Origin of the sequence: Photobacterium lutimaris, assembly GCF_003025555.1 — a bacterium.
Lineage (GTDB): Bacteria > Pseudomonadota > Gammaproteobacteria > Enterobacterales > Vibrionaceae > Photobacterium > Photobacterium lutimaris.
Genome location: NZ_PYMH01000004.1, coordinates 77862 through 90577 on the forward strand (window position 1 = coordinate 77862; position 12716 = coordinate 90577).

Annotated in this window: 10 protein-coding genes; 7 read left to right on the forward strand and 3 right to left on the reverse strand. The window is 44.5% G+C overall.

The genetic code is table 11. The features are described 5' to 3' along the window. Nucleotides 1–191 precede the first annotated feature (191 nt). From C9I99_RS10845 to C9I99_RS27335, 3 genes are all read left to right on the forward strand, one after another. On the forward strand, nt 192–1907 hold the full coding sequence (locus C9I99_RS10845; RefSeq protein ID WP_107348906.1) for a sulfatase family protein: 1716 nt from the start codon (nt 192–194) through the stop codon (nt 1905–1907). Between the two features lie 216 nt (nt 1908–2123). Further along, nucleotides 2124–3443: a glucoamylase family protein gene (locus C9I99_RS10850; RefSeq protein ID WP_107348907.1), complete on the forward strand. Its 1320-nt coding sequence runs from the start codon at nt 2124–2126 to the stop codon at nt 3441–3443. 224 nt (nt 3444–3667) lie between these two features. Continuing rightward, nucleotides 3668–3748 carry a hypothetical protein gene (locus C9I99_RS27335; protein WP_208113385.1) on the forward strand — a complete coding sequence of 27 codons (81 nt, stop codon included), beginning with the start codon at nt 3668–3670 and terminating at the stop codon, nt 3746–3748. Nucleotides 3749–3860: 112 nt separating this feature from the next. Here the strand turns inward: C9I99_RS27335 and C9I99_RS10860 are convergent, their stop codons facing one another. After that, nucleotides 3861–4073: a hypothetical protein gene (locus C9I99_RS10860; protein ID WP_107348908.1), complete on the reverse strand. Its 213-nt coding sequence runs from the start codon at nt 4071–4073 to the stop codon at nt 3861–3863. Then, on the reverse strand, nt 4070–4567 hold the full coding sequence (locus tag C9I99_RS10865; protein WP_107348909.1) for a PadR family transcriptional regulator: 498 nt from the start codon (nt 4565–4567) through the stop codon (nt 4070–4072). The genes C9I99_RS10860 and C9I99_RS10865 overlap by 4 nt, the downstream gene beginning before the upstream one ends. Before the next feature lie 824 nt (nt 4568–5391). Here C9I99_RS10865 and C9I99_RS10870 point away from each other — a divergent pair. From C9I99_RS10870 to C9I99_RS10885, 4 genes are all read left to right on the forward strand, one after another. After that, nucleotides 5392–6453 carry a phosphotransferase gene (locus C9I99_RS10870; protein WP_107348910.1) on the forward strand — a complete coding sequence of 354 codons (1062 nt, stop codon included), beginning with the start codon at nt 5392–5394 and terminating at the stop codon, nt 6451–6453. A 174-nt stretch (nt 6454–6627) separates the two neighbouring features. Beyond that, a complete protein-coding gene (locus tag C9I99_RS10875; RefSeq protein WP_107348911.1) occupies nt 6628–7899 on the forward strand; it encodes a PGAP1-like alpha/beta domain-containing protein in 1272 nt (423 codons plus the stop codon). Nucleotides 7900–8155: 256 nt separating this feature from the next. Continuing rightward, nucleotides 8156–8626 (forward strand): GNAT family N-acetyltransferase, encoded by a 471-nt coding sequence (locus C9I99_RS10880; protein WP_107348912.1) that lies wholly within the window; start codon nt 8156–8158, stop codon nt 8624–8626. A 247-nt stretch (nt 8627–8873) separates the two neighbouring features. Continuing rightward, on the forward strand, nt 8874–10952 hold the full coding sequence (locus tag C9I99_RS10885) for a DUF4962 domain-containing protein (RefSeq protein ID WP_107348913.1): 2079 nt from the start codon (nt 8874–8876) through the stop codon (nt 10950–10952). Between the two features lie 115 nt (nt 10953–11067). Here the strand turns inward: C9I99_RS10885 and C9I99_RS10890 are convergent, their stop codons facing one another. Further along, the gene (locus C9I99_RS10890) at nt 11068–12525 is read right to left on the reverse strand and encodes a cytochrome-c peroxidase (protein WP_107348914.1); all 1458 of its coding nucleotides are present in this window, start codon (nt 12523–12525) and stop codon (nt 11068–11070) included. Nucleotides 12526–12716 lie beyond the last annotated feature (191 nt).

The window sequence follows — 12716 nt, forward strand, 5'->3', positions numbered from 1 at the left end:
CGAAACGTTTATATTTGCTTGTGTGAAATGGATGTAATTCACTCAATTCGATTAACTTGGCGGTTTGGCCTGTTATTTACTGAGTCGTTAGTGCATGGAAAGGCACATGTGATGGTTTTATCACTATGCGTTAAGTAAAAAAACAGCTTGATGTAATCAAGTTGTTTAATCTTATATTAGGCAAGGACAATATGAATATTAAACGCTCAACCCTTTCGAAGGGGATTGGTTTATTACTAGCTACATCTGCAATGACCAGTGTTGCAGCAGAGCAAGAAAGACCAAACATTCTATTTATTTTTTCTGATGACCATGCTAACCAGTCTATCAGCGCTTACAACCCAACTTTAGGTCAAACGCCAAATATCGATCGTATTGCCAATGAAGGTGCAATCTTTGAGCGTGCATATGTAACCAACTCTATTTGTCAGCCAAGCCGAGCTTCGGTAATGTCAGGTAAGCACTCTCACAAAAATGGCGTACTTGATAATACTTCTCGTTGGAATCCTAATCAGGTTATCTTCCCTAAACTTCTGGAAGAAAGTGGCTATGAGACAGCTCTGATTGGTAAGTGGCATATGCACCCAACACCGGTCAACGAGTTTGGATATTCTTTGGTACTTAACGGTGCTGGTGGTCAGGGTACATATTATAACCCTGAGTTCATTGACAAAGAGGGTAAAACCCGTGTCATTGAAGGCTACTCAACAGATCTGATCACAGATATGTCTTTGGAGTGGCTTGAAGAATCGTGGGATGAAGATAAGCCGTTCCTACTGAAGGTTCAATATAAAGCGCCACATACTCCACGTCGTCCACCACCACGCCACATGGCAACGTTCATGGATCATAACTTCCCGATCCCTGATACGTTGTTTGATGATTACAAAACCCGTGGTGAGCATGCCGAGAATGCTTGGATGCAGCTTTACGGTATGACGCCAGTAGGTATCAATGCTTTCCCACCTGCACCGACTACACCAGAAAAAGCGCGTGTACGTGAAGAGTGGATCAATAGCATGAACGGTGATCAGCGTTGGCATTTTGACGAGTGGATGAACCGTTTAACCGATGAGCAGAAAGCTGCATTCCACGAAGCCTATGATGATGCGAACGTAGATTACTGGGAAAAGATGAAAGATCCTATGTATAAACGTCGCTGGGGTAATGTTCCGCGTGATTTGAAAGTTGCCCGTACAGAATATATGTACCAACGTTTTATGCGTGATTACATGGGTACTGTGATGACCATTGATGAAAACGTTGGCCGTATTCTTGATTACCTAGACGAAAGTGGCTTGGCGGAAAATACCATTGTTGTATATAGCTCAGATCAGAGCTTCTTCATTGGTGAACATGGCTGGGCTGAGAAGCGCTACATGTATGAAGAAGGCTTCAAGATGCCATTTATGATCCGTTGGCCGAGTCAGATCGAAGGCAATCAGCGTCCGCAAGCGATGATCCAGAACATGGACTTTGGTCCAACTTTCCTTGAAGCGGCAGGTTTGCCAACACCAGAGGAAATGCAGGGTAAATCTTTCTTGAAAGTGCTTAAAGGCCAGACGTCTGATGCCCAGTGGCAAGAAGAGCGTCCAGTCGTTTACTACCACTACTACATGGAAGGTGCACACAATGTACCTCGTCATGATGGCGTACGTAGTGACCGTTACAAGTTGATTGATTTCTACTCACAGCATGATGGCAAAGGTTTCTTCGAATTGTATGACTTGGTGACAGATCCTAACGAAGTAAACAATGTGTACGAAGATCCTGAGTATGCTGAAGTACGTGCCATGATGACGACAGAGCTAGAGAATGCCCGTGAGCGTTATGATGTACCTAAAGATTACTTTGAAGCGCCATACCCGTTCATGAACCGTCAAGAACGTAAAAAATTAGGTTTCTAAATTACACAAGGATGGAGGTTACCTTGGATATCTCAGGGATAAGCGCCAAAGCCGACTAGTGTAATGTAATAAGCCCCTCATACGCCATGTATGGGGGGCTTTTTTTTAAGGTATGTTGGTGTAGGCACAAATCGGAAATTGGTTTAGGCAGGTCGGGGAAAGTATGTGGTATGTTCGGCAAATACCTTATCTGCCCTTGTAAAGCATTCTTTTACTATGTCACATTACACTCAAGATCCTGCACCTTTAAACTCACTCTGTTCGAACGTCGCTAAAATTAACGAGCTGGCTTTACACCCGCTTTGTTATCCACCTGGTTTTGAACAAGAGCTACAAAGCAACTTGGACTTCTTCCTAGACGGGGTGGGTGTCGATGAGCAAGCGAAGGTGCCTTACGATACTTTGTTTGTGACGGGCTCTGATATTGACCCCCAATATTACGTCAACACCACTGAGATAGGACTCTATCTCAATATTCTGACTGCAGCCCATCAAAACGGTAACTCTGATGCACTCGTTAGAATCAACGAAACGCTCGATGTGTTGCTCGGTGCGCCAACCTGGAATGGGTTGTTTTATTGGCCATACGATATTGTTGATGGAAAATTGCAGCCCCAAGATGAAGGGATTGTTCCTGCGGTCGATAACGCCAATTTAGCCTTTGCACTGGCTGCCGTATCAGGGGCTTACCTGGACGCTTGTGAAGAGTTAGCGATTAATATCGTCACAAAAATTGACGATATTTTGCAGAGACAAATACCGGGATGGCAAGCATTCTATGATCCTGATGAAGGCCTGCTCCATGCTGGCTGGTCGACCAAAGAAGGGACATTGCTGGGATATTATATTGATCGAAAAGCGAATGAGAGCCGATTAGCGCCGATCTGGGCTCACTTAATGACTAAAGCCACGAGTAGCCCAGTACCTAAGTCAGGCTTTAACAATATGGCACTCTATACGGGGACCTATGCCTTAAATGAGCAAACCCTTTATCCCATGTTGACTTGGGACGGCGCGTATTTCCAGGGTATGTTGCCCGCCATTTGGCTCAATGAAAGGGAGCTGATACCGGATTATTCGATCGTCGAAGATATGACGAGGGTTCAGCGAGTTCACTCTGAGCATTATCAGATCCCATTTGTTTCCTCGGCAGCCACAACGGGTGATAGTTATGAGGCTTTTGGTGTTCCTGAGCTCTCTGAAGCCTCGGTCCGTTTTAAGCTACCTATTGCAGGTGGCAATACCGGTACACCTCATGCGACAGCACTATCCTTTATGGTTGAACCAGAGAGCGCTATAGCATGCCTTAAATCAATCAAGCGACAGCACCCAAACATTGAGTCGCCATATGGCTGGTTTGATGCGGTTGATACCGATGGGAATATGTCGACAAAGCTTATCTCGCTTGATCAAGGGATGTTTGTATGTGCCTTCTTGGCATCGAGTATTAATAATCAGGTTGAAACGTATCTGAAGGAAAAAGGGTACTACCAAGACGTTATTGAAATGTATAAATCGTTTACTCCCAATAATTGATGTATAAAAAACACCCCGTTGAATGCGCTGGCCTTTGAAAGCACGGTTTTCAACGGGCTTTTTTATTGTGGTCGGTGAAGTAATTAACTATCCGGCAAGAATAAAGCGGGTGCAATGATAGATGAGTTGGTGCAGAATATAGATTATTCGCTGACCTTATTGGTTTTTTCTGGCGTGACAGCCTATACTATCATTATTATTAAAACCCTGGTTTCCACAATGTCGTGCGTCATTATGGTGTTCGAGAACATCGTTATAAGCTGATCCATTTTTACAACTCTGATGATACTAAAGATAAAAGATAAAAGATAAAAGATCCCTAATTATATGAAATTAACACCCAAGTGAATGTGTGCTTGGGTGTTAATGAATGTAAAGTAGGTGAGTGGTGAAGATTTCTACTAGTAATCACTTATGTCAGTAAGTATCTGTAGTGATTAACACTCCACCGCTCCTTGAACTATTCCAAATTAGTCCTTTTTTAATCTCGTGCCCGCCAAAGAGATCACGTGCACTATCAGTAGCTTGACTGATATCATCAAACATACCTAGTTGGATGTTGATATATTGACCACTGTTATTGGATAGTGCTCTTCCTTTATCATCGAGGAATATGGCGATATAATTCATGCTGCGGCCTTTATTTTATTAGATAATATTTTAACAACGTGATTGCACCATTCTGAATCTGCACGAAGTAAATTTATTTTTCTATCTATAGCTAACTGCGTTAAAGGATCAGAGACAATTCTTATATCAGTTAATTCGTCAACTTTCTTTGATATTTCACTATGCATATTTATAAAGTATTGAGGATTTCCTATAACCAACCTAGAGTTAGCTTCGTCTTGTGTGCTCTTGATTTTTGCTTCTTGTAATTTGGGGTTGCTAACAATTATCTCTCCTTCTTGCGTGATGGAATAGATTTTTTTATTAGGTTTTTTTGTTTGGTATACGTTTTTGCACGAAAGATACCCCTTGTTTTTTAGCATTAATAAAGTTCTGTAAATTTGTTGGTGGGATGTTTTCCAAGGTGATTTTTTTATTATTTTTGTCAGTTCATAGCCAGTAGATTCTCTTTCTAACAAATTGGCCAAAATAACGACTTCGAGATTGCTTATCATGATTTCTCTTCTAAATAGTATGTTAGTACGTATTATAGTTATAATTTTATGTTGGTTTTCTAGCCGAACTTTAACTTTATGGTGTGTCTTTATTAAAAAGACGCACCATGATTGGTTATGGGGGGGCTAGCCTTTCTACGCATTCCCATATGTATTGACGGAATGTTCATAGCTCTAGACAAAGAGGCTACGAACAAATGATTCTGGGGTTCAGGTACTGCTGCATGATCTGCTGAGGTACATGGCTGGGACAACATTGCGAGAGAAGCTGTAACAGGCCAGAGAGGGGAGTTCTTCCGTTTATGTATTTTGGATGACATCATCTTTTATTCCTTGCGTATCTGATGTTATGTCCCTGACCATTGAATCTTAGTTGTAACGTTTCTATTTGTTAAGTCTGCTTTACTTGTCTTTTTTGCATCTAAAGTGGCTTAAATCAAGTTAAGTAGACCGCTTATATCGTGTTAACTCTATTTCTTATGAACAGTACAGCATAAATTCACCATCATCAATCGAAACGTTTCAACTTGTGATCGTTTTCAAATGTATACTATTAGAGCAGGTTAAAAATATGAAAATAGTGACAGTTTAGGGGACGATTATGCCAAGTTACTATTGATACCAAGTGACTATACTTGCGTTTAACTGGACTGTTTATTCACTGAGTGGTGCCCGTCTTACGGGTATACAAGCAATCAGAGAGAGTTCGAAATGCTTAAAGTTGTGAGCTTCAACATTTGCCCATTCGTCCAACGTGTAACATTATGGGTTTCGAGAAAAACGAAAAGTGCTAGGTGATAGCAGCTAGAATCTTGATTAATATTATGAATATTCCAGAATGTATTATTGAAAATGTTGCACAATCAATCGGTGCCAACAACGTGGTGAGAGTTGAGCCAATACAAAGCTTATGGAGCGGCTATGGTGAATTGGTCAGGTTGTATTTAGACGGTGGGGAGGTACCTTCAGTTATCGTTAAGTACATTCTTTTGCCACAATCGACAGCCTCTTCACATGCTCATCCTCGGGGCTGGAATACGTCGCGGTCACACCAGCGTAAGCTGGATTCCTACCAGGTCGAAGTGAATTGGTATCGCGACTATGCCAACAAATGTTTAGCTCCAGTGCCCAAGTGTTTGATGGTGGAGCAGCAAGATAATGAAATTCTGCTGGTATTGGAAGACTTAGCCACGCTGGGATACAGCGAAGTTCATAAGCATATAGATAGCTCTGCCATTTTGGCTTGCTTACGCTGGTTAGCCAAATTTCATGCCCAATTTATGTCCCAAGGGCTGGAGACTATGCCACAAGGATTATGGCCGGTAGGTACCTATTGGCATTTGGCAACCCGGCCAGATGAACTGGCTGCGCTTGATGATCTGTCTTTGAAAGCAGCAGCCAAGCCGATAGATACCACCTTGGCTTGCTGTAAATACCAAACCTTGGTGCATGGTGATGCTAAATTGGCTAATTTCTGCTTCACACCAAGGGGGCGTGATCCAGAAGGTGGCTGTATTAGACAGGCTATATCGGTTGCCGCGGTCGACTTTCAATATGTTGGTGGTGGCTGTGGTATGAAGGATGTCTGTTTGCTGCTTAGCAGTGTGTTGGACTTTAACGAAAGTGAGAGCCAGATCCAAGCTTACCTTGATGAGTACTTTGCTGCATTGAAACAGTTCTTGTCTGAGTATCACCCCGATATTGATGGTGATGATGTCGAGCAGCACTGGCGACCGTTATACAGCGTTGCTTGGGCAGACTTCCAGCGATTTGTGAAAGGGTGGTGTCCTGATCATTGGAAGATCAACCCCTATACCGAGCAGCTTACTGAAACAGCATTACAATGGTTGGCAAAACAAAGGTTAGCAAATTCAACTAAATCATAACGCTTTGGTCGGAAAGAGCGGTATTTGAATTATCTAGGTTCACAATTCTAGATTATTTCCTCACTATGAGCTTGGAAGCTTATGTTATATACCCAAGTTACTTGGGTATACACGCATGAGATTGTTCCCCCCCTCCGCGTTTCTCCACAATAACTGCGCGAAATGGAGTTCTTAATGGTTACCCAAGCATCGACAAAGCGATTCAAGCATTTTTACGCCTCTGATCTTAGAGGGATCGGGCAATTAGCGACTCAAGCGACAATAAGTGCAACACGGATCGCCGAAGGGGTGCACCAGTCTGTCTGGCGTACGATGGGGATGCCGAGTGGGTCAGCACCAGATAAAGCCCGGGGCCTCACCGGTTTTGTCTATAAGAATATCTATACAGTCACCGAGCTAGTGGGCAATGGTGTTGATAAAATACTAGAAAAACAACAACCTTGGCTTGAGTCACTCGACGAAGGCAAACCCGAGACCGTGGCACGCATTTCAATGCTGTCAGCCCTAAATGGTGTCATGGGCGATCAGCTGGTGGCAAAGAACAATCAATTTGCGATCCCGATGACCTTTTATTATCAGCAAGCGCCCTTGCTGTTAGACGAGAGTTTGCCATTAGACGCACCGTTAGCAACGTTCCCTATTCCACAGGCGAAAAAAAAAGTGCTGTTGATGATCCATGGTTTATGCATGAATGATCGGCTATGGCAGGGAAAACATGATGGGATCGAGGTCGATCATGGGCAGCAGTTATCAGCCTCTCTGGGCTATACACCCGTTTACCTTCGCTATAATACGGGGCTGCATACATCGCAAAACGGAAGGTTGTTATCTGAGCTTATCGAGCAATTTGTTAAACAGTGGCCAACGCCGATAGAAGAGCTGTCCATTATCGCCCATAGCATGGGTGGCTTAGTGGCAAGAAGCGCCGTTCATTATGGCCAGAAGCATGCCATGCAGTGGCCCGATATAGTGAAAAAAATGGTGTTTCTGGGAACGCCTCACCAAGGGGCTCCTTTAGAGCGGATAGGTAATAAGTTTGGCGTTATTCTCAGTAAAACACCGTATACCGCGCCTTTTAATCTACTCAGCAACCTGCGTAGTGCCGGGATCACCGATCTTCGCTATGGCAATGTTATTGACGAGGATTGGCAAGGAGCCGACCGTTTTCACAATCTGCCCGATGAGCGGTGTGGTGTACCATTACCGCAAGGCATTGGCTGTTTTGCGATAGCTGCCACAACCGCAAGTGAGAGGAGCTTGTTAGCTGAACGATTAATCGGCGATGGCCTTGTGCCTTTAAACAGTGCCCTGGGGTGCCACTCGGTCAATGAGCGTCATCTCATGTTTGCAGAGCCCGACCAGAAAGTGCTTTATGAGATGAAGCACAATGATTTGTTGAACTCGCCGCAGGTCACTCAACAGCTTGAATTGTGGTTAAGCCAATAAAGCCCAAGTGATATTGAAAACGCATGCTGTGGAAGCAGGGCAATTCGTCTACGCTGATCTAATGAGGTACTTGTTAGTAACCAGTCTTTGGTGGCTAATACTTAAAGCTTCAGCGGGTGTGCGTGAGAGCAAGCGCAATGGCTGTTGACCAATGTCGACAATGAGCTTGTGTGATTCGATGTCGCTTGGGGATTAAGCCTATGGTTACTGACTTGTGCTATTGAGAAAAGTCAGATAATAACCAAAGGAAGTTGTCGTGAATATTGTTAACGTCGTTCAAAGCAATATGCAGGTCTACCTCAACTTGTCCCAGCCCTATGAAGCTGAATTTTCTATATATACCAAGAAGGTGCCTGATGAGAATGGTCTATTTGTTATGGATACCCTGATTGGCGGTAGTGTCGGGGGATTCTTGCTCTATATCGAACGAGCGCCGGCAGGTTTGGCCGCCATTGCGGAAACCGCACCGGGTCATTATGAAGTGTGCGACTTCTATGTTGTACCTATTTTCCGCAAGAACAGGATGGGGCAGCAGTTTGCCCATCAGCTGTTTACCATGATGCCGGGAGAGTGGGAAAGCAAGCAAATTGAGGGGGCAACGCGTGCTATCGCATTCTGGCGCCGGGCAATTGGTGCATTTACCCAAGAGCAATATGTCGAAGATATCTATCAGGACCCATATTGGGGACCTGTGACCCGCCAGAGCTTCTCAACCCTTTCATCCTGATTTTATTGAATGCCCTTCCATTTTCTATCTCCCCATCATGGGGAGATTGGCCTAGATTAAAATCGTATCGGAAATAGCGCACAAAGTTTTACTTTGGTGCCACCATTGCGCTTTGTTGTATATCACCACATCACGAAATACGTAAAATTTCGTGTCTGGGTGATGACTATTCCCCTTATTGTATTACAATAGCATTAATTGATTTTTAAGCTTTCCCATATACTTTTATTGAAATAAGAGAGTTAGCATGAGCAACCAAAAGTCTCTTGATGCGATCAGGAAGATGAAGCTGGAGAATGATACTTCAGCCGGTAACCTTGTAGACCTACTCCCTATCGAAGTACAAAAGCGTGACTTCGATCTAACATTCCTAGACAACTTGAGCGAAGAGCGTCCTCGTCTTCTGGTTCAAGCGAAAGATCTCGCTGAATTTAAAGCGAAGGTACAGGCTGATGAATCACACTGCATGTTCGATGATTTCTTCAACAACTCTACGGCTAAGTTCCTAGAGACGGCCCCGTATGAAGAGCCTCAGCCTTACCCAGAAGAGACGGTTGGTAAAGCATCGCTATGGCGTCCTTACTGGCGCCAGATGTACGTTGATTGCCAAATGGCGCTTAACGCGACACGTAACCTAGCTATTGCAGGTATCGTAAAAGAAGATGAAGAGCTTATTGCTAAAGCAAAAGCTTGGACCCTAAAGCTCTCTACCTACGATCCAGAAGGCGTAACGTCTCGTGGTTACAACGACGAAGCGGCATTCCGCGTTATCGCTGCTATGGCTTGGGGCTACGACTGGCTACACGCTCACTTCACTGACGAAGAGCGCCAGCAAGTTCAAGATGCGCTGATTGAGCGTCTAGATGAAATCATGCATCACCTAAAAGTGACGGTTGATCTTCTAAACAACCCGCTAAACAGCCACGGTGTTCGCTCTATCTCTTCTGCTATCATCCCAACGTGTATCGCGCTTTACCACGATCACCCGAAAGCAGGCGAGTACATTGCATACGCACTAGAGTACTACGCAGTACACTACCCGCCATGGGGCGGTGAAGACGGTGGTTGGGCTGAAGGTCCTGACTACTGGAACACCCAGACGGCATTCCTAGGCGAAGCATTCGACCTACTGAAAGCTTACTGTGGCGTAGACATGTTCAACAAGACATTCTACGAAAACACCGGTGATTTCCCGCTATACTGTATGCCTGTTCACTCTAAGCGCGCAAGCTTCTGTGATCAGTCTTCAATCGGTGATTTCCCAGGCCTAAAACTGGCTTACAACATCAAGCACTACGCGGGTGTTAACCAGAAGCCTGAGTACGTTTGGTACTACAACCAGCTAAAAGGCCGTGACACAGAAGCGCACACTAAATTCTACAACTTCGGTTGGTGGGACTTTGGCTACGACGATCTTCGCTTCAACATCCTTTGGGATGCACCAGAAGAGAAAGCACCGTCAAACGACCCACTGTTGAAAGTATTCCCAATCACAGGTTGGGCGGCGTTCCACAACAAGATGACTGAGCGTGATAACCACATTCACATGGTCTTCAAATGTTCGCCGTTTGGCTCTATCAGCCACTCGCACGGTGATCAGAACGCGTTCACTCTACACGCATTCGGTGAAACACTGGCTGCGATCACCGGTTACTACGGTGGTTTCGGTGTCGACATGCACACTAAGTGGCGTCGTCAAACGTTCTCTAAGAACCTGCCTCTATTCGGCGGTAAGGGTCAGTATGGTGAGAACAAGAACACCGGTTACGAAGATCACCAAGACCGCTTCTGTATCGAAGCGGGCGGTACAATCTCAGACTACGATACTGAGTCTGATGTGAAGATGGTTGAAGGCGACGCGACGGCTTCTTACAAGTACTTCGTACCTGAAATCGAGTCTTACAAGCGTAAGATCTGGTTCGTTCAAGGTAAAGTATTCGTCATGCAAGACAAGGCGACGCTTACTGAAGAGAAAGACATGACTTGGCTGATGCACACGACTTTCGCTAACGAAGTGGCTGACAAGTCGTTCACTATCCGTGGCGAGAAAGCGCACCTAGACGTGAACTTCATCAATGAGTCAGCAGACAACATCCTTTCTGTGAAGAATGTTGAAGGCTTCGGCGACGTTGACCCATACGAGTATAAGGATCTAGAAATCCACCGTCACATAGACGTTGAGTTCGGCGCTGCCAAAGAGCACAACATTCTAACGCTACTTGTTCCTAACAAGAACAACGGCGAGCAGGTTGAGGTGTCTCACAAGCTTGAAGGCAACACGCTAATGCTGACTGTTGACGGTGAAATGGTCACTATCGAGCTGTAAGCGATTGAATAAAAAGTCGTAGACTGATCAAGATAGTAAAGCCCTAGGTTTGTGCCTAGGGCTTTTGTTTTTGAGCATGTCTACCATCTTTAACACAGTCCAAAAAGGACTCACTCTAGTCAGCGATTGGCAGGCCACTTGGAACACGCTTGGGTGCTTGGTCACGAATATCCAGGCTGGCTGGGTCCGTTAGCGCATATAGAAATTCCATAATTTTATTGATGTCTTCTTTGCTGTAATTAAGTTTGTTTATCTCGCTGGCATTGGCTATTTTCTCGACGAGGTACTCGTTATCCATCACGTCAAAATCAATCGCATCCAAGTCAGGGCGAGACGGCATCTGTACCTGATTTGTATCGTAGTTATACAAAGAGTCAATCGCGTTGACATGATGCTCGACGACTCCTCGCAGCGTACTGTATGCGCCAACATGTCCGTAAGGGGCGGTAAGCACAACATTGCGCAGTGATGGCGTTCGGAATTTGTATAAATCGTTGTGATCTCCACTTACGCGGAAATGGCCAAAATCTTCGCGACCGTTGTGACCATCGCCTTTACCCGGTCCTATTTGGGGCATGGCAATGGCATGAAAATCTTGATCCGTCTGCAATGTACCGCTGTGGCAACTACCACATGTTTGATTTTTTCGATTTCGTGGATTGCCGTTATAAAATAGCCTCATCCCCTCTTGAGCTGTAAGGCTCATTGCGCGGGGATCACCTCGTAAGAAACGGTCAAATGGGCTGTTATCAGCGCGGAAACTTGTACCGATATAAGCAGCAATCGAGTTTCCCACATGAGTAATATTGATATCCGCAGCACTGTTCACATCATCGAATGCGCTTTGGAACATAGAGACATATTCCGGAATACCTCTTAGCCGCTCGATGAGAATTTCCCAAACGCCGTCTGAACCTGAAAAAATGTCATTGGCGGCGGCTTCTGCAACCTCATTTTCTGGAACGCCATATTGGTCTACTTGCCCTGCCATTTCTGTCACATTTGTGAGCGGAAGAATATTTTGGGCAGCCAAAATACTATCTAGGCCTACGGGCAGTTGATGGCCTGCGGGTGAATTGAAGCCACTGGCAAATGACGGATCAGGAAAAATACGACCATCATTAAACAATACGTTAATGTCATGCAGCCCACGGTTGAAAAGATCGGGTGAATTGTGTGGAACACGTTGAACAATGGCATGATTGCCACTGCCAGTGTTTCTGGCTGGATGGCCTAACCCTTTACCGCCTTCACCCACAGAGAGTGATAAGGCATCGCCAGTATTTGTTAAAACATGATGGCAAGTCCCGCAGGAAATATTTTTATTACCACTCAATATCTTATCGAAAAATAGGTTCTTACCTAACTCGACTTGAGCCGGATCGGACTGACGAAAATCCCTATGCGTTAGAGGTTTCAGGTCAAAAGGGTTGTTAGCCGCCGAAGAAGATACACTATTGTCTCCATTATTTGTTGGTTTTGATGGGAAATCAAAGCCATCGATAGCGATAGCACTCGAACTGATCCAAACACCACTTATTATTAGACTTATTTTAAGTGTATTAAATTTCATTTTTACCCCCTGTAAAGTGAGAGCTAATCAGCAGAAAAGCCCCCATATCAAAGATAATTGCTTTAACAGGCAGTAACAGCGTTGCTTGTATCGGGTCTTACATTTATTACGATGTGATCTTTTACTAAACAGGATCTTAATTACAGCACTTTTATCAGGTAATAAAAATACACATAAAGCAAAATTGTGAT

Coding starts and splice junctions, on each gene's coding strand:
- C9I99_RS10850 (WP_107348907.1), top strand. CDS start 2,124: ATGTCACATTACACTCAAGATCCTGCACCTTTAAACTCACTCTGTTCG.
- C9I99_RS10860 (WP_107348908.1), bottom strand. CDS start 4,073: ATGAATTATATCGCCATATTCCTCGATGATAAAGGAAGAGCACTATCC.
- C9I99_RS10870 (WP_107348910.1), top strand. CDS start 5,392: ATGAATATTCCAGAATGTATTATTGAAAATGTTGCACAATCAATCGGT.
- C9I99_RS10845 (WP_107348906.1), top strand. CDS start 192: ATGAATATTAAACGCTCAACCCTTTCGAAGGGGATTGGTTTATTACTA.
- C9I99_RS10890 (WP_107348914.1), bottom strand. CDS start 12,525: ATGAAATTTAATACACTTAAAATAAGTCTAATAATAAGTGGTGTTTGG.
- C9I99_RS10875 (WP_107348911.1), top strand. CDS start 6,628: ATGGTTACCCAAGCATCGACAAAGCGATTCAAGCATTTTTACGCCTCT.
- C9I99_RS10865 (WP_107348909.1), bottom strand. CDS start 4,567: ATGATAAGCAATCTCGAAGTCGTTATTTTGGCCAATTTGTTAGAAAGA.
- C9I99_RS10885 (WP_107348913.1), top strand. CDS start 8,874: ATGAGCAACCAAAAGTCTCTTGATGCGATCAGGAAGATGAAGCTGGAG.